Source organism: Micromonospora tarensis, from assembly GCF_016803395.1.
Taxonomy (GTDB): domain Bacteria; phylum Actinomycetota; class Actinomycetes; order Mycobacteriales; family Micromonosporaceae; genus Micromonospora; species Micromonospora tarensis.
Map to the genome: position 1 here is coordinate 1 of NZ_JAEVHL010000109.1, position 20608 is coordinate 20608.

Sequence of the window (20608 nt, forward strand, 5' to 3'; positions counted from 1 at the left end):
GGCCTGCCCCGGGCAGTGACGGAGGACGGCTCCCAGCCTCGGCCGACGGCTGCGGCGGCGACGCCTGCGTCGGCCGGGTCGGCATTGGGGTCGGCCGGGTCGGCGTCGGGGGCAGCCGGGTCGGCCGGGTCGACGGCGAGGCCAGCCGGGTCGGCCGGGTCGACGTCGGGGGCAGCCGGATCGGCGTCCGTCGAGGCCACCGGGTCGGTGGTGCTGGACCCTGGCGGCCCGGCTTGGTCGACCTTGGGGTCGACAGTCTCCGCCGGATCTCTCTGCTCGGCCATCTCCGCCCTCCGTGCCATGCTCGCACCCGGACCCGTGACGTCGGGTCGGATGTGCCCGCTTGTCACGGTGCCACAGATCTTCCCGAGCGGACAGCCGGAGCCGGTCGTGGCGGATCAGCCCGCGGTGCTGGGGCTGCCCGACTGGCTGGCACTGCCCGTCACGCTCGTGCTGGCCTTCGGCGTGGTCGTCGCGGGCGCGCTGGTCGGCGCGTTTGTCGGTGCCGGGGGCAGGGTCGTCGGAGTGTTGTTCGGGGTCTTCGTCGGACTCAGTGTGGCGCTGCCGGTCGGCGTCGGCGTCGCGCTGCCGGTCGGCTTCGGGGTGGTCGACCCGGTCGGCGTCGGCGTCGGCGTCGCCGACTTGGTTGGCGTCGGGGTGGCCGAGGGCTTGCTGGTCGGCGTGGGCGTCGGCTTCGCGGGTGGCGTCGACGGCGGCGGGGTCGGCACGGTCACCACCGGTGCCCGCACCGCGCCGATCACCCGGGTGGCGGCGTACAGCCGGGACCAGCGGACGACCGAGATCTTGACAACGTCACCGGTCGTGGGCGCCTGCACCATCTTGCCGTTGCCGATGTACATGCCGACGTGGTGGATCGTCGTCCAGCTACTGCCCGAGGCGAAGAAGAGCAGGTCGCCGGGGAGCAGCGCGCTCTGCGGGACGGTCCGGCTCCGGGTGGCGGCGTACTGGTCGCGGGAGACCCGGGGCAGGTCGAAGTAGTCGGCGCCCGGCGACCGGTAGGCCGCCCACATCAGGCCCGAGCAGTCGAACCGGTCCGGCCCCTCCTCCGACCACTTGTACGGATCGCCGAGCTGGGCGAGCGCGTACCGGACCGCGGCCAGTGCCCGGGGGTGCGCGGCCATCCCGCTGACGCTCTGGTTGACGACGTAGCCGGCACCGATCTGCTGCTCGGCGGCCTCTTGCTGGCGCTCGATCTCGATCAGCGCGGCGGCGTTGTCCCGGCGCAGTTTGAGCAGGCTCGCCTCGGCCGTGCGGAGCGCCGTCTCGCCGGCCTTGAACTCCGCCTCGGCGGCGGCGAGAGCGGCCTCGGCGGCGGCGTGCTTCTGGTACGCCTCCTGCTCACCGGCGCGGGCGCGGGTCAGCTCCCCGGTCACCCCGGTGGTGCCGCCCTCGACCTTCTCGCCCCGGGTGATCTGCTGGAGTCGGCTCAGCCCGCGGATGTCCTGGGCCAGCTCGCCCGGGGGCAGGGCGGCAGCCGCCTTGACCGCCTCGGCGGCGGCGGCGTCGGCGGTCTGCTGAGCGCGGAGCAGGGTGTCCTGTGCGGTGGCCAGCGCCTTGCCGGCCGCGGCGAGCTGTGCCTGCGCGTCGACGCGTTTCTGGCGGCTCACCAGCAACGACTCGCCGAGCGCGCCGACCTGCATCTCACCGGCGGAGATCGCGGCGGCGAGCGGGCCGTTGCCGACGTTGACCACCGGCGGGGCGGGCACCCCGGCGACGGGAGCGCCACCGGGTAGCTGGAGTGTGCCGGTCACCGCCGGCCGCGCGCCGGTGTCCGGCACGGTGGTCGGCACCCCGGGCTCGGCGTACGCGGGGGTGGCCAGCACAGCGGCGGCGATCGCACCGAGCAGGGCAGCCCAGAGCTTCGGCCGCAGCACCGGCGAGATCACCGGGCTCCGTCGTCGCTGCCGTCGCCCGCGCCCGCTGTAGACCATGCCGCTCCCCGTCCCACCGCTCGTCGCCGCGCTCGGTGGGCGCGGCGTTCGGGACGGTACCAGTGTGTGTGTTCCGCCCCACCTTGTTACTACCGCACCTCGCCACTCATGTCGATGCGTCGCCGGGTTACGGGAGGCTGAGAGTCTGGTGAAGTGGGTCGCTGTCGCCGACCGCGCCGCCGCGACGGTCCGCCCCTCGACGTAGGCTCGATCCGGACAGCAGGTGGAAGGGACGTGCCATGGACGCCGGACTCAAGCGTGAGCTCGAAGCGAAGGTGTACGCCGGTGAGCGGCTGACCCGGGAGGACGGGGTCGCCCTCTACGACAGCGACGACCTGACCTGGCTGGGGCGGCTCGCCCACCACAAGCGCACCGAGCTCAACGGCGACCGGGTGATGTTCAACGTCAACCGGCACCTCAACCTGACCAACGTCTGCTCGGCGTCCTGTGCGTACTGCTCGTTCCAGCGCAAGCCGGGCGAGAAGGACGCGTACACGATGCGCATCGACGAGGCGGTCCGCAAGGCCAAGGAGATGGAGGACGAGCAGCTCACCGAGTTGCACATCGTCAACGGCCTGCACCCGACGCTGCCCTGGCGTTACTACCCGAAGGTGCTGCGCGAGCTGAAGGCGGCGCTGCCGACGGTCAAGCTCAAGTGCTTCACGGCGACCGAGGTGCAGTGGTTCGAGAAGATCAGCGGCCTGAGCGCCGACGAGATCCTCGACGAGTTGATGGACGCCGGCCTGGAGTCGCTGACCGGCGGTGGCGCGGAGATCTTCGACTGGGAGGTCCGGCAGCACATCGTCGACCACGCCTGCCACTGGGAGGACTGGTCGCGGATCCACGCGCTGGCCCACCGCAAGGGCATGAAGACCCCGGCGACCATGCTGTACGGCCACATCGAGGAGCCCCGGCACCGGGTCGACCACGTGCTGCGGCTGCGCGAGTTGCAGGACGAGACCGGTGGGTTCGCGGTCTTCATCCCGCTGCGCTATCAGCACGACTTCGTGGACTCGGCGGACGGCAAGATCCGTAACCGGATCCAGGCGCGTACCACGATGGCCTCGCCGGCCGAGTCGCTGAAGACGTTCGCGGTCTCCCGGCTGCTCTTCGACAACGTTCCGCACGTGAAGAACTTCTGGGTGATGCACGGGCTGTCGGTGGCCCAGCTCTCGCTGAACTTCGGTGTCGACGACCTGGACGGCTCGGTGGTCGAATACAAGATCACGCACGACGCCGACTCGTACGGCACGCCGAACACCATGCACCGCGACGACCTGCTGCACCTGATCTGGGACGCCGGTTTCCAGCCGGTGGAGCGGGACACCCGCTACAACGTGGTCCGGGAGTACGACAAGGCCCCGTCGCTGGCCGAGCGGCGCGCCGAGCCGCAGCAGGTCTGGGCCTGAGTCACCACGTACCCTCGCAGTCGATGACCGAGCAACGAGGTTCCGAGCAGCAGGGCGGGTTTCCCCGCCGGGACGCCGAGGGGCGGGTCCGTACCCTGGGTGATCTGCTCGGGGTCTGCCTGGCCGGCCTGGTCATCGGGGTGCTCGCGCTGGTGCTGTTCGACTGGGCGTTCGCCTCGATCGGCGCTGGCCACTTCGGGCACACCAATGGCTGGCTGGCGGTTATCCTGCCGGCCTGGCTGTTCTGGGACGACTTCCGGGCCTGGGATTTCGGCGCGGCCCGGGTGGTGGCGGCGGTGGTCGCCGCTGCCGTCGGGGTCTTCGTCGGGCTGCTGGTCGCCGGTCTGGGCGCCGGGTGGCCGCCGCTGCTCTCCGGGGCGCTGGCGGCGGGGGCGTTCACAGTGGCGTACGCGGCGGTCTGGTTTCCCGGCGTCCGCTGGCTGGCCCGCCGGACCGGCTGACCACGACCGCCCGCCGGGCGGATCGACAGTTCCGCCGCGGTGGCGGGCGACGGAGAGAACGGAGTGGTGCGGGTGAGCGCCGCGCTCAAGTACACGCTGGGCCGGATCGGGTTGTTCGTCGCCGTGCTGGCCGCCCTCTGGCTGGTCGACATCGACATGTTCCTGAAGTTGATCCTGGCCCTGGCCTTCTCGGCCGCGCTCAGCTTCTTCCTGTTGCGGGGTTGGCGCAACGAGATGGCCGAGGAGATGGACAGCGCCGCCAAGCGCCGCCGCGCCGAAAAGGACCGCCTCCGCACCGCCCTGTCCGGCGAAGACCAGAATCCCTCAACCCCCCCAAACCCCCCCACCAAACCCACCGACACCCCGCGTTGACCATGAAGTTATCGCCACGACACGCCGCGCCGTCGGGCGACAACTTCATGATCGACGCAGCCGTCACCAGTTGGTGGAGCCGGGGACCTGGGGCCAGGGCTTCGAGACGGGCTTGATCAGGTAGGCGACGCCGCCGGAGCCGCTGGAGACGCCGCCGCTGGCGTTGGTGCGCTTGGTGCGCAGCCAGATCTGCTCGAACTGGGCCCGCTTGTAGACGTTGCGCACCACGTCGTTGCTGGACGAGGCGGGGTCATTCACGATCACGTCGCCGTCGGCGGTGAAACCGACCACCACGAAGAGGTGCCCGGAGGTGCCGTAGTTCGCCCCGTCCAGCTCGCTGGCGAGGAAGGACTGGCTGGTCACCACGGGGATCCCGGCGGCGATGAAGCGCTCCAGCTCGTCCAGTGAGTGCAGCCGGGTCACCCGTCCCTCAAGCCCGGGAAAGCTGGCCGCGTACGCGGTGTTGAACGGCCAGTTGCCGGCGCCGTCGTACGCGTAGTCGTAGGTCATCCGGGCCGCGTGGTTGACCGTCGGGTCGGGATAGGTCGGGTCCACCCAGGAGGTGTCCGCCGTCGACGGCCGCCGGCCCCAGTACTCGACCACCATCTCGGTGGAGGTGGGGGAACACCAGGCCTCGCCGCCGCCGTCGTACTCGGGGTAGTGCCCGGAGTGCACGTTCTGCGAGTAGCGCGGCACCGGCAGCTCCACGCCCCAGGCGATGTGCCCGGCGCTCGGCGGCACGGTGAACCGGTCCGGCACGGTGGAGCCCATCGCGCCGAGCATCCGGACCACCGGCGCGGCGGTCTGTCCGGGCGCGCGGTAGAGGGTCAACCGCAGTTGGTACGAGCGCAGCAGCACTCCGGCGGCGGCGTCGTCGATGCTGAAGGTGTCGGTCCAGATCGTCGACCAGGGGTCGCCCTGTCGGTTGACGGTGGTCCGCCTGATGTCGGTGTCGCCGGACGCCCAGCGGCCCATGACGTACCACGGGGTCTGGTCACCTGTGGTGTAGCCGCCCTGCATCTCCACCTGGATCCAGGTGCCGGCGGGGGTCTCCGCGTTCCACGAGGCGATCAGCTCGGTGGCGTCGAACCCGATCTGGGTCACCGGGGAGGTCCAGGTGCCGTACTCCCAGGTGCGGGTGGTCCCGGTGTGCGGGTCGGCGTACTCCGTCGTGCCGGCCGGGCGGCCCAGGGTGACGCCGGCTCGGGCGCCGGGCACGACGCGGGTGCCGGCCCGGCTGCCCCGGTGCCAGTCGGCGGGCCCGGACCAGTCCTGGAAGGTGATCTGCTCGTCGTGGGCGGTGGCGGGTGGGTGGGCCGCCACCGCGGGCGCGGTGGTGGCGAGCAGGGTGAACGCGGTGACGCCGGCGAGGGCGGCGGCGCGCAGGCGGGATCTGGCCATGGATGCTCCGCGGTGTCGAGAGGGACATCGTCGCTGGTCAGTGTTCCGCTTGGAGGGAAGTTTCGCCAGACGTTGATGAATAGAAAATGATTGCCGCCGGGATGATCAGCTCGGGATGCATAACGCAGCGATCGATATTGATATGACCATGTGACAGGTGGTGAAGTGTCCTTCACCGAGCGGGATCTCCCGCCCTCTGAGGAGGTAGTCCATGGCCCTCCGCACGTCTATCCCCTTCCGCCGTGCCCTGGCGCTCGCCGTCGTCGCCGGGCTGGGCATCGTCACCGTCGCCACCGGCCCGGTCGCCGCCCGACCGGCACCGGACCGCACCGCCGAGCCGGCCGCCGCCAGCTACCGGGTGCTCGGGCCGCGGACCCTCGCCGACCGCAACGCGGTGGCCCGCACCGGAGCCGCCATCGACTACTCCGAACACGGCGTGCTGCACATCTCGGCCACCGCCGGTGAGGCCGCCGCGATCAGCAAGCTCGGCTTCCGGCTGGAACCGCTGGCCCCACCGCCCAACGCCGAGCGCGGCGCCGGCGAGATCGGCACGCTGGCCTTCCCGCCCGCCGACTCCAACTACCACGACTACGCGGAGCTGACCGCCGTCGTGAACCAGGTGGTCGCCGACCATCCGGCGATCGCCCGCAAGATCAGCATTGGTACGTCGTACGAGGGCCGCGACCTGATGGCGGTGAAGATCTCCGACAACGTCGGCACCGACGAGAGCGAACCGGAGATCCTGTTCAACTCCCAGCAGCACGCCCGCGAGCACCTGACCGTCGAGATGGCGATCTACCTGCTCAACCTCTTCACCGACAGCTACGGTGGCGACTCCCGGATCACCAACATCGTCAACAGCCGGGAGATCTGGATCGTGCCGACGGTCAACCCGGACGGCAGCGAGTACGACATCGCCACCGGGTCGTACCGGTCCTGGCGCAAGAACCGGCAGCCCAACAGCGGCTCGTCGAACGTCGGCACCGACCTGAACCGCAACTGGGGCTACAACTGGGGCTGCTGCGGCGGCTCGTCCGGCAGCACCTCGTCGGAGACCTACCGCGGCCCGTCGGCGTTCTCCGCGCCGGAGACGCAGGCGCTGCGCAACTTCGTCAACGGTCGTGTCGTCGGCGGTGTCCAGCAGATCAAGGCGAACATCGACTTCCACACGTACTCGGAGCTGGTGCTCTGGCCGTACGGCTACACCACCGCGAACACCGCGACCGGGATGAACGCGGACCAGTACAACACCTTCGCCACCATCGGTCAGCAGATGGCGGCCACCAACAACTACACCCCGGAGCAGTCCAGCGACCTCTACATCACCGACGGGGACAGCCTGGACTGGATGTGGGCCACCCACAACATCTGGGCGTACACCTTCGAGATGTACCCCGGCTCGTCCGGCGGCGGCGGTTTCTACCCGCCCGACGAGGTGATCACCGCGCAGACCACGCGCAACCGGGAGGCGGTGCTGATCCTCAGCGAGTACGCCGACTGCCCGTACCGGGCCATCGGCAAGCAGTCGCAGTACTGCGGCGGTGGCGGGGGCGGCACCACTGTCTGGTCGGACACCTTCGAGACCGCCACCGGCTGGACCATCAACCCGTCCGGCACTGACACCGCGACCGCCGGGGCGTTCGAGCGGGGCGCCGCCCAGGCGACCACGTCCTCCGGAGCCAAGCAGCTCACCCCGTACGCCGGGTCCAACGACCTGGTCACCGGCCGGCTCGCCGGCTCGGCGGCCGGTGACTACGACCTCGACGGCGGCGTGACAAGTGCCCGGTCCCCGGCGGTGACCCTGCCGTCGTCCGGCACGCTGACCCTCTCGCTCGCCTGGTACCTGGCGCACGGTTCGAACGCCTCGTCGGCGGACTACCTGCGGGTCAGCGTGGTGCACAACGGGGGCACCACCGCGCTGCTCACCCAGGCCGGCGCGGCCGCCAACCGCAACGGCAGCTGGGCGGTCGCCAACCTGAACCTCAGCCCGTACGCCGGTCAGTCGGTGCGCATCCTCGTCGAGGCGGCGGACGCCTCCGGTGCCAGTCTGGTGGAGGCGGCTGTGGACAACGTCACCATCACGTCCTCCTGATCGGGTGGGCCCCGCTCCGCCCCGGCGGGGCCCCACCACCCGCTTCCGAGCCTCCAGATCCGGGACATATCCCGCACCGCGCGGCGGTCCGGCCGATAGTCAGGCGCCGATCGACGCGTGATCGATTCGGCACCTCGGAACGGTGCGCTACCGTCTTAGCGACCAGTCCGCAGCGAAGCCGGTGCTCATCCCGGCGCTGTCCCGCAACTGTGATGCCCCGCCCGCCCGGTGGGGACGAGCCAGGTCGCCTACGGATCGGTCGCGATACGCGCTCTCGAGGAAGGGCGCCTCGTGGGCGGGCGCACGAAAGTCCCTGTCGGCGAAGCACCACACTCCTCGACCGACAGGAGGCTCCGATGTTCAGACGTACCCCTCGGCTCTTCGCCGCGACCCTCGCGGTGGCCGCGCTCACCCTCGGCGCCTGCGCCGAGCAGGCCGACGACAAGCCGAGCGCCGGCACCGCAGCCGAGGCCTACCCGGTCACGGTCGGCGCGCTCACCCTCGACAAGCGTCCCGAGAAGATCGTCGTGCTGTCGCCGAGCGCCACCGAGATGCTCTTCGCGATCGGTGCCGGGCCGCAGGTGACCGCCGTCGACGCCCAGTCCAACTACCCGGCCGACGCGCCCAGGACCGACCTCTCCGCCTTCCAGCCGAACGCCGAGGCGATCGCCGGCAAGAATCCCGACCTGGTGGTGCTCTCCGACGACCGCAACAAGATCGTCGACCAGCTCGGCAAGCTGAAGATTCCGGTGTACCAGACCCCGGCGGCGACCACCCTCGACGACTCGTACCGGCAGATCACCGAGCTGGGCACCTTGACCGGGCACGCCGACCAGGCCACCGACGTGGTGACCCGGATGAAGGACGACATCGCCAAGCTGGTCAAGGACCTGCCGCAGCGCGCCGAGAAGCTCAGCTACTTCCACGAGCTGGGCCCCGAGCTGTACAGCGCCACCAGCAAGACCTTCATCGGCTCGCTCTACAGCCAGGTCGGGCTGACCAACATCGCCGACCCGGCCGACGCGGACGGCAAGAACGCCGGCTACCCACAGCTGTCCCAGGAGTTCATCGTCAAGGCCGACCCGGACTTCGTCTTCCTGGCCGACGCGAAGTGCTGCCAGCAGAACGCCGACACGGTCAAGGCGCGCAGCGGCTGGGCCGGCCTCACCGCGGTGAAGAACAACCAGGTCATCGCGCTGGACGACGACATCGCCTCGCGCTGGGGCCCGCGGGTCGTGGAGCTGCTCCGGGTGATCATCGACGCGGTCGCCAAGGTGCCCGCGTGACAGTCGTCCGGTGACCGGGCCGCGACAGGTGTCCGACCCGACACCTATCCAACGACCGGCCGAGACACCGCCACCAGCTGAGCAGGCCGAGCCACAGCCCGTGGCCCGGCCTGCCGGGCGCCCCCGGTGTCCCGGCCGCCGGGCTGCGTAAACGGTGGCTGGTCGCCGGGTTGTTCGCGGTGCTCGTCGCGCTCGTCGCCGGGGTGTCGCTCGGCCCGGTGAGCCTGCCCCCGGGCAGCGTCGCCGCCGAGCTGCTCAACCTGTTTCCCGGGGTGCACCTCGACAGCGGGTTGACCGAGCGCGAGATCGCGATCGTCACCGAGCTGCGCCTGCCCCGGGTGGTGCTGGGTCTGCTCGTCGGTGGCCTGCTCGCCCTCGCCGGCGGCTGCTACCAGGGGGTGTTCCGCAACCCGTTGGCCGACCCGTACCTGCTCGGGGTGGCCGCCGGCGCCGGCCTCGCGGTCACCGCCGCGATCGCCCTCGGCGGCGCCGGCCGGCAGGGCACGCTCTCCGGGTTGCCGATGACCATTCCGCTGGCCGCGTTCGCCGGTGCACTGCTCGCCGTGACGATGACCTACGTGCTCGGCGCGGCCGGCGGGCGACGCGGGTCACCGGCGATGCTGATCCTGGCCGGGGTGGCGGTCTCCGCGTTCCTGTCGGCGGGGCAGACGTACCTGCTGCAACAGCACGCGGACAGCATCCAGCCGGTCTACTCCTGGCTGCTCGGCCGGCTGGCCACCGCCGGCTGGCACGACGTGCTGCTGGTGCTGCCGTACGCGGTCCTGACCACAGTGGTGGTGCTGCTGCACCGCCGTGAGCTGGACGTCCTCGCGGTCGGCGACGACGAGGCGCGGAGTCTCGGGCTGCACCCGCAGCGCACCCGGTACCTGTTGATCGCCGCCGCCTCGCTGGGCACGGCGGCGGCGGTCTCCGCGACCGGGCTGATCGGCTTCGTCGGCATCATCGTGCCGCACACCGTCCGACTGCTCGCCGGGTCGAGCTACCGGGTGATCCTGCCGATGTCACTGCTCTTCGGCGGCGCGTTCCTGGCGTTGACCGACGTGGTGGCCCGGACCGCCGCCGCGCCCACCGAAGTGCCGATCGGGGTGGTGACCGCCCTCCTCGGCGGCCCGTTCTTCGTGCTGGTGCTGCGGACCGCCCGGCGGGTGCTCACGTGATCCCGGAGCCCGGGGTGCCGGCCGTCGAGGTGCGGGGGTTGCACGTCGGCCTGGGTGGCACGCCGATCCTGACCGGCGTCGACCTCACCGTCGCCGTCGGCGAGTGGGTCACCGTGATCGGCCCGAACGGTGCCGGGAAATCCACCCTGTTGCGCGCCGTCGGCGGCCTGCTGCCCGCGCCGGGAGCGATCACCCTGTTCGGTACGGCGAGTGCCGCGCTGCGTCGTCGGGAGCGGGCCCGGGTGGTGGCCACGGTGGCCCAGTCCCCGGTGGTGCCGCCCGGCATGTCGGTGCTGGACTACGTGCTGCTGGGGCGCACCCCGTACATCCCCGCCCTGGGTCGCGAGTCGACCGCCGACGTCGACGCCGTGCACGAGGTGCTCCGCCGGCTGGACCTCGCCGGCTTCCACCGTCGCGAGCTGGCCACCCTCTCCGGGGGCGAGCGGCAGCGGGTGTTCCTCGCCCGGGCGCTCGCCCAGGGTGCGACGCTGCTGCTGCTCGACGAGCCCACCAGCGCGCTCGACATCGGACACCAACAGGAGGTGCTCGAACTCGTCGACCAGTTACGCCGCGAGCACGGCCTGACCGTGCTGGCCACGATGCACGACCTCTCCCTGGCCGGCGAGTACGCCGACCGGATGGTGCTGCTCGCCGGCGGTCGGGTGGTCGCCGCCGGGACCCCGCCCGAGGTGCTGACCGAGCACCTGCTCGCGACCCACTACCGGGCCAGCGTCCGGGTGGTCCCCGGCGCCCACGGCCCGCTGGTGGTCCCCGTCCGCCCCACCCGCCCCTGAGCCGCCCGCGCGGCGCAAGATCGCGCTCGAACAAGGAAAGAGTGGCGTCCGGAGGTCGGAAGACCACTACATCCAGGAAAGAGCACGATCTTGCCCGGCGGGGCGGGTGGACGCCGGGATCGGCGTGGCTGGGTCAGGCGCCCAGGTCGATGACGGAGAAGAGGGCACCCTGCGGGTCGCGGAGGGCGGCGAAGCGGCCCGCCGGGATGTCCCGGGGCGGGACCAGGATCGTGCCGCCCAGCTCGGAGGCGCGGGCCGCGGCGGCGTCCGCGTCGGCGACCGCGAAGTACACCGTCCAGTACGCGGGCAGATCGGCCGGGAAGTCGTCGGCCAGCGGCGGCATCATCCCGGCGACGATCTGCGTCCCGAGCCGCCACCCGGTGTACGTCAGCGCGCCCACCGCCTGGTCGTCCGGCTGCCAGCCGAACACCAGCTCGTAGAAGATCTTCGCGCCCTCGGGGTCGGGGGTGACCAGCTCGTTCCAGCTCATCGCGCCCGGCACGTTGAACACCTCGGCGCCGGGCATCGTCAGCGGCTGCCAGACGCTGAACGTGGCGCCGGCCGGGTCGGCGAAGACGGCCATCCAGCCCCGGTCGAAGACCTCGAACGGGGGCACGACGACCTGGCCGCCGGCCCGCTCGACCCGGCCGGCGACCAGTTCCGCGTCGTCGGTGGCGAGGTACGTGGACCAGATCGGCACCTGGTCCGGTATCGCCGGCGGACCGGCCCCGGCGACCGGCTTGCCGTCGAGCAGGAAGACCGTGTAGCCGCCCGCCTCGGGCTCCGGGGTGACCCGGCCGGTCCAACCGAACAGCTCCGGGTAGAAGCGCCGCGCGTCGGTCAGGTCCGGGGTGGCCAGGTCGGCCCAGCAGGGCGTACCCGGCGGGACGGTGCTCACGTCAAGACCCCTCTCGGCCGGGGCGGCCACGGCGACCCCCCTGCCGGAAATCCTGGCACCGTCCGGCCGCGGCCCGGGGTCGAAACGGACGAATCGTCAGCTGAACCGGCGACCCTCGTCCCGTCGGTACGCCCAGCCGGCGAGCCCGGCGAGCAGCACCACCCAGACGCCGAGCATGGTCAGCGCCAGCGGCTCGACCCGGTAGTCGCCGACCGCCGCCCACATCAGCTCCGCCGCGCCCCGGGTGGGCAGGTACGGCGCGATCGTCTCGATGAACCCGGGCGCGTCACCGGGTGCGGAGAGCAGGCCGCCACCGAACGCCAGGGGCAGGAACACCACCTGCGCGATCACGATCGCCGCCTTGCTCGGCAGCGAGTAGCCGATGGCGAGCCCCATCAGCGTGAACGGCACCGAGATGACGGCCACGGTGCCGGCGGCCAGCAGGAACTCCACCGGGGTCAGCTCGGCGGCGGTCAGGGTCGCGCCGATCACCGTGACCGGGATCAGCGAGAGGTACGTCAGCGCCAGGCCGGCCAGCACGCGGCCGGCGAACCGGGGCGCGGCCCGGCCGGCAGGGTCCTGGTGTACGGGTTCCACGGCTGGTCACGGTCCTCCGCGACACCGATCCCGTACTGGAAGATGTTGGCGCTCATCACCGAGAAGGTGACCATCGAGGCGGTGGCGAAGGTGGCACCGGCCGGATCGTCGCCGGCGAAGGGCACCACGAAGAAGATCATGGCGGCGGCCGGGAAGAAGGCGCTGCCGAAGACGGCCACCGGGATCCGGATGATCTCCAGGAGTTGGTAGCGGGCGTGGACCAGGGCGAGCTGCACGGTGGCCTCCTCAGACGGTGGTGGGTTGGCCGCCGGCAACGGCGGGGGTGGGTCGGTCCTTGGCGGGTCCGGTCGCCTCCCCGTTGGTGATGGCGAGGAACGCCTCCTCCAGCGAGGTCGGTCGTACCTCCAGGTCGCGGAAGGCCGTGCCGGCCGTGACCAGCGCCCGGACCAGCGCGTCGGCGTCGGTGGTGAGCAGGTGCAGCCGACCGTCGACCTGTTCGGAGCGGACCACCCCGGGCAGGTCGGGCAGGTGGCCGGCGACGAGGCTGACCCGGCGTACGCCGACGATGCCGCGCACCGCGTCCACCGTGTCGTCCGCGAGCACCCGGCCCTGCCCGATGACTACCACCCGGTGGGCGAGCGCCTCGACCTCCTCCAGGTAGTGGCTGCTCAACAGCACGGTGCCGCCGTCGTCGTGGAACGCGCGGATCGCCTCCCACAGGGTGTGCCGGGCGGCCACGTCCAGGCCGGTGGTCGGCTCGTCGAGCAGCACCAGCCGGGGCCGGCCGACGAACGCCAACGCGACCGCCAGGCGGCGGCGCTGCCCACCGGAGAGCCCACCGGTCTGCCGTCGGGCCAGTTCGGCCAGGCCGAAGCGGTCGAGCAGCTCGGCCCGGGGCACCGGGTCCGGGTAGTGCGCGGAGACGAAGTCGACCACCTCGCCGACGCGCAGCGTGCCCGGCAGGCCGGTCTCCTGCGGGGTGACCCCGATCTGCCGCCGGGTCGCCGGGTCGCGCGGGTCACCGCCGAACAGCTCGACCCGCCCCGAGCTGGGGCGGCGTAGCCCCACCAACAGGTTCATCAGGGTGCTCTTGCCGGCGCCGTTCGGCCCGAGCAGGCCGACCAGCTCACCGGCCCGGACTTCCAGGTCGACGCGGTCGAGGGCGAGGACGTCGCCGTACCGGCGGCTGACCTGGTCGGCGCGGGCGAGGGTCATGACTGCTCCTTCGACGGGGTGGGGTCGAGCAGGGTGCGGATCGCTTCGGTGTACTCCTCGAACGCCAGTCGGCCTCGCGGGCTGAGCCGGACCAAAGTTGTCGGTGTCCGTCCATGGTGGGTCTTGTTGATCTCCACGTAGCCCGCCTCCTCCAGCTTGCGCAGGTGCACGGAGAGGTTGCCGGCGGTCATCGCGAGCAGCTCCTGGAGGCGGGGAAAGGCGATCCGGTCGCCGTCGCCGAGAGCGGAGAGGCTGGCGACCACCCGCAGCCGGGCCTGCGCGTGGATGACCGGGTCCAGCTCGGTCACGACCGTTGCCGCTGTCGCCGTCGGGCGATCGCGCCGGCGACCAGGATCCCGCCACCGCCGGCCACCGCCACGACCAGCGCGTGCCAGCCGGGCCCGGCGATCGCGCCGACCAGGTTGATCACACTGATCCAGACGCCCAGCCGGAACAGGTCCCGGTCCAGCCAGATCGCGCCGCCGGCCATGTGCAGCGCGCCGGTCAGCCCGACGGCGGTCGCCGACCAGAGCAGCGACGCCAGGTCGTGCGGCAGGTGCTCGGTGATCTGGCCGAACCCCGCGTAGACGCTCACCGAACCGAGGCCCCAGGCGCATCCGTACCACTGCCCCCGGCGGGCGGACTCGCCGGACACCTGGCCGTAGGCCCGCACGCTGACTGCCGCCTGGGTCGCGGCGGCGGCCAGCAGGAGCGCGAAGAGAACGGTGAGCGGCAGCCAGGACGGCAACCCGACCAACTCCCGCTCGCCGGGGGGAAACCGCAGGAAGAACAGCCCGAAGCCGACCAGCCAGGCGACTCCCCAGGGCCAGTAGAGCAGGCGGGCGTCGGGGGCGAGGCGGCGTGCCGCCACCGATCGCTGGTCCTGGATCAGCTGGAGCGCGGCCGCGGCGTCGGTGGGGGGAAGATCGTCGTCTGGATCCACGCAAACTACTTTACGGCACAAAGTCGAAGTGGGATGCCCCCGACGTCGCCGCACGGGTCACCGATGGCCACGAGTAGTGCCTATGGTGGGAGTCGCAGCGGCTGATTCGTCGCACAGGCCACAGGGGAGGATCCGTGTCGAGCCCGAGTGAGCTGGAGGTCCAGCCGGAGGCGCTGATGGCGTTCGCCAAGGCGTCCACCGACCGGGCGGCGCGCTTTCGCGAGTTGCACCGCCTGTTCGGCGACGGGCACGTCCCCCGGCACGCGTTCGGGGTGATGCCGGCGTCGTTCAGCCTGGCGGCGACGTACGCCGAGCAGTTCGAGGCGTGCCTGCAAGGGCTGGCCGACGGTGCCGAGGTCATGGCGGACATCGCCGACGGGCTCAGGGACACCGCCGACGCCTACACCGGCACCGACGTGGCAAACACCGACATGTTCGTGCCCGGCCGCCCCGCCGCTCCCGACGGGATCGCCCCCGGCCCCTGGTCGCCGGGCTCTCCGGCGACCAACGGCTCGACCGGGCCGGTGCCCGCGTGAGCACCGAGGCGTTGCAGCGCAACAAGACCTACTTCGAGCAGATCGTGTCGGGCACACCCGACCCGTTCAAGCCGCTGTCCAACGCGGTGCTCTGGCCGTTCGAGCAGCTCCTCGAACTGGTCGCCGGTGAGCCCGACGACCTGATGCAGGCCGCGCAGCTCTGCCTGACCACCGGCGAGGCGGTCCGTCAGCTCGCCGGTGAGCAGGCCCAGCACCGGGCCCGCCTCCGAGGCGCCTGGTCGGGCGACGCCGCCGAGAGTTTCCACGCCTCGATGGAGTCGGTGGAGGAGGCGATCGAGGAGCTGGCCCGCGGCCTGGACGGCACCAAGGAGGTGCTGGTCGACGCGGCCAACGCGGCGGTCGACGCGTTCAACCTGCTGGTCGAGCTGATTCTTGAGTTCCTGCTCTGGTTCCTCACCGAGGTGATCATCGCGGCGGTGGCGGCGGCGCTCAGTGCCGGCATCTCGCTCGCGGCGACGGTCGTCCGGGTGTTGGCGAAGCTCGCCACCACTGTCGGTCGGATGGTCAAGATCGTCGCACGGTTCGCGGAGATCCTGACCAAGCTGGCCACCAAGATGCAGAAGGTCGCCGAGCTGCTGATGAAGTACCGGCGGGCGGTCCTGGAGATCCGCAAGGCGAAGAAGGCCTACCGGGCGTGGAACAAGTCCGGCTGGACAGCCGAGGCCAGGGCGTTCCAGATCGAGAAGTTCAAGACGCTCTTCCCGGGCAAGTTCCTGATCAACCAGGCGTCCCCGGTGAACATCCCCGGCCTCGGCGGGGCCCTGCTGGACACCGGCGTCGGGCTGCACGACGTCTCCGACGGCACCAAGGACCGCAACTACCTGGTGGACGGCACGTACCGCGAAGATCTGGGCCCCTACACCAAGGGCGTGCAGAATGTCTTCGACTCCATCCTGACCTGATAGGGACCGACATGACCTTCCCCGGTCTGGACCGCATCGAGGCACTGGCCCGCAACCTGGACAGCTGGCAACGTGACCTGGCCGGCAAGATGGCCGAGCTGGAAGAGAGCAGCGCCGAGGGCGTGAGCGACTCCGGCCTGGTCCGGGTCACCGCCGCCGCGGACGGCACGATCGTCTCGACCGACGTCAACGCCCGCGCGATGCGCTTCGACTCGTACACCCTGGCCGAGGAGTTCACCGTCGCGGCCAAGCGCGCCCAGGAAGCGGCCGCCGCCCGGGTGCGCGAACTGGTCGGCGAGGTGATCGCCGACGCCCCCGGTGGCCGCCGACCGGCCACCGACAGCCGACCCGCCACCGACAGCGGCACGGCCGGTGGCAGCGGGATGCCCGACGACCGCCCGGATTGGTACTGAGCCCGATGGTCGACGCGCGCTACCAGGAACGGCTCAACCAGCTCGTCGAGCCGGGCGAACGGGTGCTCGCCATCGCGAAGGCGGGGATCGCCCAGGGTGCCCTGCCGGCAGATCCCCCGACTCCGGCGAGCCCTCAGTCGTCCGGCAGCGGCCGTGGCGGCATCGTCGCCGGAGTGCTGCTCAACCTGATCTCGCCGTTGATCTCCTTTCCGGCGGGGGACCGGCTCGTCGACCGCATCACCTACGGGATCGCCGGACGGGGGGCGCCGGGTTCGGCCGCGTCCACCCTGCACCACTCCCGACGTCCGGTGCCCCCGGCGACCACGATCGAGGACACCATCCTCGCCGTCACCGACCGGCGGTTGCTGGTCTGCGCCTCCGGGCCGGTGAAGCTCTGGTCGAGCCAGGCTGACGACGAGCGGGCGGCGGCCGAGACCCGGGTGGTCTGGTCGACGCCCCGGGCCGGCGTGGCCAACGCCCGGGTGGGCTGGCACCGGCTCAACCCCAAGCGGCTCCGGATCGACTTCACCGACGGCTCCTGGCTGGCGTTCACCGTGCCGATCGCCGAGCCCGGCAAGCCACTGCGCGAGATCGCCGCCGCCCTCACCAGCCGCTAGCCGCCGGCGATCACCGACCCGGGTCGCGACTGGTCCACCCTCGGTGGTTGGGCCCTCGGTGGCGGCTCAGCCCTCGGCAGTCGCTGGGCCGGTCGGCACCGACCCGTTCGACAACGGCGCGGGCAGCGGCTCCTGGTGCAGCACCGCCAGCCGGGACACCGCCCGGGTCAGCACCACGTACAGCCGGTGCAGCCCACGCGGCTCGGCCGCCACGATCGCGGCCGGCTCGACCACCACCACGTGGTCGTACTCAAGGCCCTTGACCAGCGTCGCGGGCACCACGGTGACCCGCTCGGCGGCCGCCACGTCGTCGGCGGTCGCGGTCGCCACACCGGCGTCGGCCAGCGCCGCCCGCAGCCCGTCGACCGCGTCGTCCGCGGCGATCACACCGACCGAACCGTCGTGCGCCAGCGCCGCGCGCACCTCGGCCACCGTCGCCGCGGTCAGATCGGTCACCGTACGCACGTCCAGGCCGCCGTCGTGGCGCAGCGACTCGGCCGGTGGTACGTCCACAGCGAGCGCCGGGAGCAGCAGGTTCGCGAAGGCGACAACGGCGGCGGGCACCCGGAAACCGACAGTCAACGGCACCACCACGGCGTCCGGCTTACCCAGGTGGACGAGGGACTCCCGCCAGTCTCGCGCCGCCCACGGCGCGGTGCCCTGGGCGAGGTCACCGAGGAGGGTGACCGAGCCGTGCTCGCTGCGCCGGGCGATGGCCCGACACTGCATCGGGGAGAGGTCCTGCGCCTCGTCCACCACCACGTGCCCGAACCCGGAGGACCGTTCCAGCAGCCCGGCCGCCTCGTCGATCAGCAGCGCGTCGGCGGCGGTCCAGCGGGTCGCCTTCGGCGTGCGGGCCGGCTTGGCCCAGCAGAGCAACGCCTGCTCGGTGTCGCTGAACAGTCCGTCCGCCACGGTGGCGAGTCGTGCCGGGTCGGAGAGGAGGCCGTGTACCAGCCCTTCCGGGGTGAGCGCCGGCCAGACCGCGTCCAGGAACTCGATCACCGGGCGGCACCGGCTCATCCGGCGCAGCCAGGCATCGCTCGGCGACTCCGCACGCCGCGCCTCGGCCTGCCGTTGCAGCAGGCTCACCACCCGCGCCCGGACCCGTTCCCGGCCCGTGCTGTACGGCAGCCCCTCCCCGCGAGTCTCGTCGACGATCCGGTGCAACGGCTCCAGCCCGATCCGCCACCGGAACGAACCGTCCGACACGGTGATCGGCTCGGTGGGTGTGCCGATCTGCGCCTGCACCGCCCGCCGCAGCACATCCGCCATCCGTACGTCGTGCTTGAGCGCCGCGACCGTCGGGGGCTCGACCGCCCGGACCTCCACCCGGGAGATCAACTCTTCCACGGTGGCCTGTTCGACCTCGACCTCACCGAGCGCCGGCAGCACCGCCGCGATGTACGACAGGAACGCCCGGTTCGGCCCGACGATCAGCACGCCCGCCCGCCGCAACCGTTCCCGGTGCAGGTAGAGCAGGTACGCGGCCCGGTGCAGGCCGACCGCCGTCTTACCGGTACCCGGGGCGCCCTGCACACAGATCGAGTCGGCGAGGTCGGCGCGGACCAGTTCGTCCTGCTCCGGCTGGATGGTGGCGACGATGTCCCGCATCGGACCGACGCGCGGACGCTCGATCTCGGCGGTGAGGATCCGACTGGTGGTGCCGAGTTCTTCGCCCCGATCCAGCCGCTCGTCCTCGAAGCTGGTCAGCACCCCGTTGCTGAACCCGAACCGTCGTCGAACGGCCACCCCCTGCGGGTCACGCGCGCTGGCCCGGTAGAACGACCGGGAGACCGGTGCCCGCCAGTCCAGCACCAACGGCTCGCCACGCTCGTCGGTGACGTGCCGCCGCCCCACGTGATAGCGCCGACCGTCGTGATCACCACTGGCCTCGGCCCCGTCGTCGGCAGGTGCGCTGTCGGTGGTGCTGCCGCCGGTGGTGTCGCCGAAGTCGAGGCGGCCGAAGAAGAGCGGCGTGGTCGGGTCGTCCGCCAGTTCGGCGACCCGGCGAGCCAGGGTGCGGCCGAGCGTCTCCGCCGCGTACGCGTCGCCGGCCACCTGGTCACCGGTCGCGAAGAGCGACTCGGCCCGCTCGCGCATCCGGCCCAGCGCCGCGCGCGAGGTGGCGAGGTGTGCGCGTTCGGCCGCCAGATCCGCGTCGAGGTGAGTGTCGGGGTGGGGGCCGAGGTCAAGTGCGGGCATGCTGACGTCCCATCGTTCACATCTGCTGCGCGCTCGCGTGTCCGGGCGCGGATGGCCGGCCACCCGGCGCGAAGACGTCCGTTCCGGTGCAGCTCACCTCGGCCGTCAAGCGGCCTGCAACCCTACGCTCTCCAGTCCGCCCCTTCCAGCGAATTACCGAGACGACCACTCGACCGAGCTGGCGTGTCGCCCGGGGTGATGGCAGGTTGCCGGGCCTGCCGGGATCATGGGCTGATGACCGAGGCCCGCCCCGATCCGCGCCGGATGGCGATCAGCGACCCGCAGGTGATGCGGGCCCTGGCTCATCCGGCCCGAATAGCGATCATGGAATATCTGAACAGCCGCGCGGATGGCGGCACCGCCACCGAGTGCGCGGAGGTGGTCGGCCTTTCGCCCAGCGCGACCAGTTACCACCTTCGGGCCCTGGCGAAGTTCGGCCTGGTCGAGCAGGCGCCGAGTCGGGGGGATGCGCGCGAGCGGGTGTGGCGCGTGCCAAGTGCGAGCTGGTTCGTCGACGCGGGGCGGGACGCCGGGCCCGCGGCGCGTGCGGCCGAGCAGGCGTTGATGGAGGCGCACGCGGTCCGGGCCATGGAGCGGATTCGGGACTGGTCGCGGCGCGCCGGGGACGAGCCGGCCGAGTGGTACGACCAGACGCTGTTCAGCGACGCGCTGCTGCTGCTCACCGCCGAGGAGTTGGCCGAGCTGAACGAGGCGGTGCTGGCTCTGCTCCGGCCGTACCACCCGCGCCGGCGTCACGGTGATCCACCGCCGGGGGCGCGCACGGTCGCGGTGCAGTACCTGACGGTGCCGCTGGCCTAGCGGGGGTTGCCCCGACAGTTGTGAAGGCTTATTTTCGAAGTATGTCCTTCACAACTGTCGAGTCGCGCTGGTCGGACGTCTGGCTCGCCTCCGCCGCCCGGGGCACCACGATCTGCGGCGACTTCCTCGCCGCGACGGCTCTGGCGCTCGCCCTACAGGGGGCCGGCGCCGGCGGGCTGGCTGTGTCGGGACTGCTGCTGGCGGCCACCCTGCCCCTGGTGGTGCTCGCCCCGCTCGCGGGCCGACTCGCCGACCGGATGGACAGCCGGACGCTGCTGGTGACCGTCGGCCTCGGGCAGGCCGCGATCTGCGCGCTCCTCGCCATGGTCGAGCAGCCGGTCCTGGTGGTCGGGCTGGTCACCCTGCTGGCGTGCGGGCTCGCGGTGACCCAGCCCTGCCTGGCGGCGCTGCTGCCGGCGATGGTGCGACCGGCCGACCTGCCCCGGGCGAGCGCGATCAGCCAGACCGCCGTCTCGCTCGGCGCGCTCGGCGGCCCGGCGCTCGCCGGTCTGTTGGTGGGGCAGTTCGGCACCCGG

At 71.9% G+C, this 20608-nt stretch carries 23 protein-coding genes; 13 read left to right on the top strand and 10 right to left on the bottom strand.

What is annotated here, in order from left to right:
- Both JM949_RS20285 and JM949_RS20290 read right to left on the bottom strand, forming a co-directional pair.
- Window positions 1–284, bottom strand: a 284-nt coding sequence (locus JM949_RS20285; protein WP_203149973.1) for a hypothetical protein, incomplete at its 3' end; no start/stop codon positions are given.
- A gap of 114 nt (window positions 285–398) precedes the next feature.
- Window positions 399–1952: a C40 family peptidase gene (locus tag JM949_RS20290; protein ID WP_203149974.1), complete on the bottom strand. Its 1554-nt coding sequence runs from the start codon at window positions 1950–1952 to the stop codon at window positions 399–401.
- Window positions 1953–2191: 239 nt separating this feature from the next.
- Between JM949_RS20290 and mqnE the strand changes: the two genes are divergently transcribed.
- From mqnE to JM949_RS20305, 3 genes are all read left to right on the top strand, one after another.
- Window positions 2192–3361, top strand: coding sequence for an aminofutalosine synthase MqnE (gene mqnE, locus JM949_RS20295; RefSeq protein ID WP_203149975.1), 1170 nt, complete (start codon window positions 2192–2194; stop codon window positions 3359–3361).
- A 23-nt stretch (window positions 3362–3384) separates the two neighbouring features.
- Window positions 3385–3822, top strand: a complete 438-nt coding sequence (locus JM949_RS20300; protein WP_203149976.1) for a hypothetical protein — start codon at window positions 3385–3387, stop codon at window positions 3820–3822.
- A gap of 72 nt (window positions 3823–3894) precedes the next feature.
- Window positions 3895–4194: a DUF4229 domain-containing protein gene (locus JM949_RS20305; protein WP_203149992.1), complete on the top strand. Its 300-nt coding sequence runs from the start codon at window positions 3895–3897 to the stop codon at window positions 4192–4194.
- 63 nt (window positions 4195–4257) lie between these two features.
- Here JM949_RS20305 and JM949_RS20310 read toward each other — a convergent pair whose 3' ends face one another.
- Window positions 4258–5595, bottom strand: coding sequence for a C39 family peptidase (locus JM949_RS20310; RefSeq protein WP_203149977.1), 1338 nt, complete (start codon window positions 5593–5595; stop codon window positions 4258–4260).
- Between the two features lie 211 nt (window positions 5596–5806).
- Between JM949_RS20310 and JM949_RS20315 the strand changes: the two genes are divergently transcribed.
- From JM949_RS20315 to JM949_RS20330, 4 genes are all read left to right on the top strand, one after another.
- Window positions 5807–7687, top strand: a complete 1881-nt coding sequence (locus tag JM949_RS20315) for a M14 family metallopeptidase (RefSeq protein ID WP_203149978.1) — start codon at window positions 5807–5809, stop codon at window positions 7685–7687.
- Between the two features lie 356 nt (window positions 7688–8043).
- Window positions 8044–8973, top strand: a complete 930-nt coding sequence (locus JM949_RS20320; RefSeq protein ID WP_203149979.1) for an ABC transporter substrate-binding protein — start codon at window positions 8044–8046, stop codon at window positions 8971–8973.
- Window positions 8974–9050: 77 nt separating this feature from the next.
- The gene (locus JM949_RS20325; RefSeq protein ID WP_407664792.1) at window positions 9051–10151 is read left to right on the top strand and encodes a FecCD family ABC transporter permease; all 1101 of its coding nucleotides are present in this window, start codon (window positions 9051–9053) and stop codon (window positions 10149–10151) included.
- Complete coding sequence (locus tag JM949_RS20330; protein ID WP_203149980.1) at window positions 10148–10945, top strand: ABC transporter ATP-binding protein; 798 nt, start codon at window positions 10148–10150, stop codon at window positions 10943–10945. The genes JM949_RS20325 and JM949_RS20330 overlap by 4 nt, the downstream gene beginning before the upstream one ends.
- A 133-nt stretch (window positions 10946–11078) precedes the next feature.
- Here the strand turns inward: JM949_RS20330 and JM949_RS20335 are convergent, their stop codons facing one another.
- From JM949_RS20335 to JM949_RS20355, 6 genes are all read right to left on the bottom strand, one after another.
- Window positions 11079–11843: a VOC family protein gene (locus tag JM949_RS20335; RefSeq protein ID WP_203149981.1), complete on the bottom strand. Its 765-nt coding sequence runs from the start codon at window positions 11841–11843 to the stop codon at window positions 11079–11081.
- Window positions 11844–11939: 96 nt separating this feature from the next.
- Window positions 11940–12440, bottom strand: a complete 501-nt coding sequence (locus tag JM949_RS20340; protein ID WP_238433545.1) for an ABC transporter permease — start codon at window positions 12438–12440, stop codon at window positions 11940–11942.
- Complete coding sequence (locus JM949_RS37430; RefSeq protein WP_238433546.1) at window positions 12362–12676, bottom strand: hypothetical protein; 315 nt, start codon at window positions 12674–12676, stop codon at window positions 12362–12364. Before JM949_RS37430 ends, JM949_RS20340 begins: the two co-directional genes overlap by 79 nt.
- Window positions 12677–12686: 10 nt before the next feature.
- Window positions 12687–13616, bottom strand: a complete 930-nt coding sequence (locus JM949_RS20345) for an ABC transporter ATP-binding protein (RefSeq protein ID WP_203149982.1) — start codon at window positions 13614–13616, stop codon at window positions 12687–12689.
- Window positions 13613–13924, bottom strand: a complete 312-nt coding sequence (locus tag JM949_RS20350; protein ID WP_203149983.1) for a transcriptional regulator — start codon at window positions 13922–13924, stop codon at window positions 13613–13615. The genes JM949_RS20345 and JM949_RS20350 overlap by 4 nt, the downstream gene beginning before the upstream one ends.
- Window positions 13921–14559, bottom strand: coding sequence for a transporter (locus JM949_RS20355; protein ID WP_203149984.1), 639 nt, complete (start codon window positions 14557–14559; stop codon window positions 13921–13923). The genes JM949_RS20350 and JM949_RS20355 overlap by 4 nt, the downstream gene beginning before the upstream one ends.
- Window positions 14560–14693: 134 nt before the next feature.
- Here JM949_RS20355 and JM949_RS20360 point away from each other — a divergent pair, with 134 nt between their 5' ends.
- From JM949_RS20360 to JM949_RS20375, 4 genes are read left to right on the top strand one after another with little or no spacing between them, the layout of a single operon-like run.
- Window positions 14694–15095 carry a WXG100 family type VII secretion target gene (locus JM949_RS20360; RefSeq protein ID WP_203149985.1) on the top strand — a complete coding sequence of 134 codons (402 nt, stop codon included), beginning with the start codon at window positions 14694–14696 and terminating at the stop codon, window positions 15093–15095.
- Window positions 15092–16018 (top strand): WXG100 family type VII secretion target, encoded by a 927-nt coding sequence (locus tag JM949_RS20365; protein ID WP_203149986.1) that lies wholly within the window; start codon window positions 15092–15094, stop codon window positions 16016–16018. The genes JM949_RS20360 and JM949_RS20365 overlap by 4 nt, the downstream gene beginning before the upstream one ends.
- 11 nt (window positions 16019–16029) lie before the next feature.
- Complete coding sequence (locus tag JM949_RS20370; protein WP_203149987.1) at window positions 16030–16431, top strand: YbaB/EbfC family nucleoid-associated protein; 402 nt, start codon at window positions 16030–16032, stop codon at window positions 16429–16431.
- A gap of 5 nt (window positions 16432–16436) precedes the next feature.
- Window positions 16437–17048 (top strand): hypothetical protein, encoded by a 612-nt coding sequence (locus JM949_RS20375; protein ID WP_203149988.1) that lies wholly within the window; start codon window positions 16437–16439, stop codon window positions 17046–17048.
- A gap of 66 nt (window positions 17049–17114) precedes the next feature.
- Here JM949_RS20375 and JM949_RS20380 read toward each other — a convergent pair whose 3' ends face one another.
- Complete coding sequence (locus JM949_RS20380; RefSeq protein ID WP_203149989.1) at window positions 17115–19253, bottom strand: HelD family protein; 2139 nt, start codon at window positions 19251–19253, stop codon at window positions 17115–17117.
- 234 nt (window positions 19254–19487) lie between these two features.
- On the opposite strand from JM949_RS20380, the gene JM949_RS20385 reads away from it, so the two are divergent.
- Window positions 19488–20072 carry an ArsR/SmtB family transcription factor gene (locus tag JM949_RS20385; protein ID WP_203149990.1) on the top strand — a complete coding sequence of 195 codons (585 nt, stop codon included), beginning with the start codon at window positions 19488–19490 and terminating at the stop codon, window positions 20070–20072.
- Between the two features lie 41 nt (window positions 20073–20113).
- The coding region (locus JM949_RS20390) for an MFS transporter (RefSeq protein ID WP_203149991.1) at window positions 20114–20608 on the top strand (495 nt) is incomplete at its 3' end.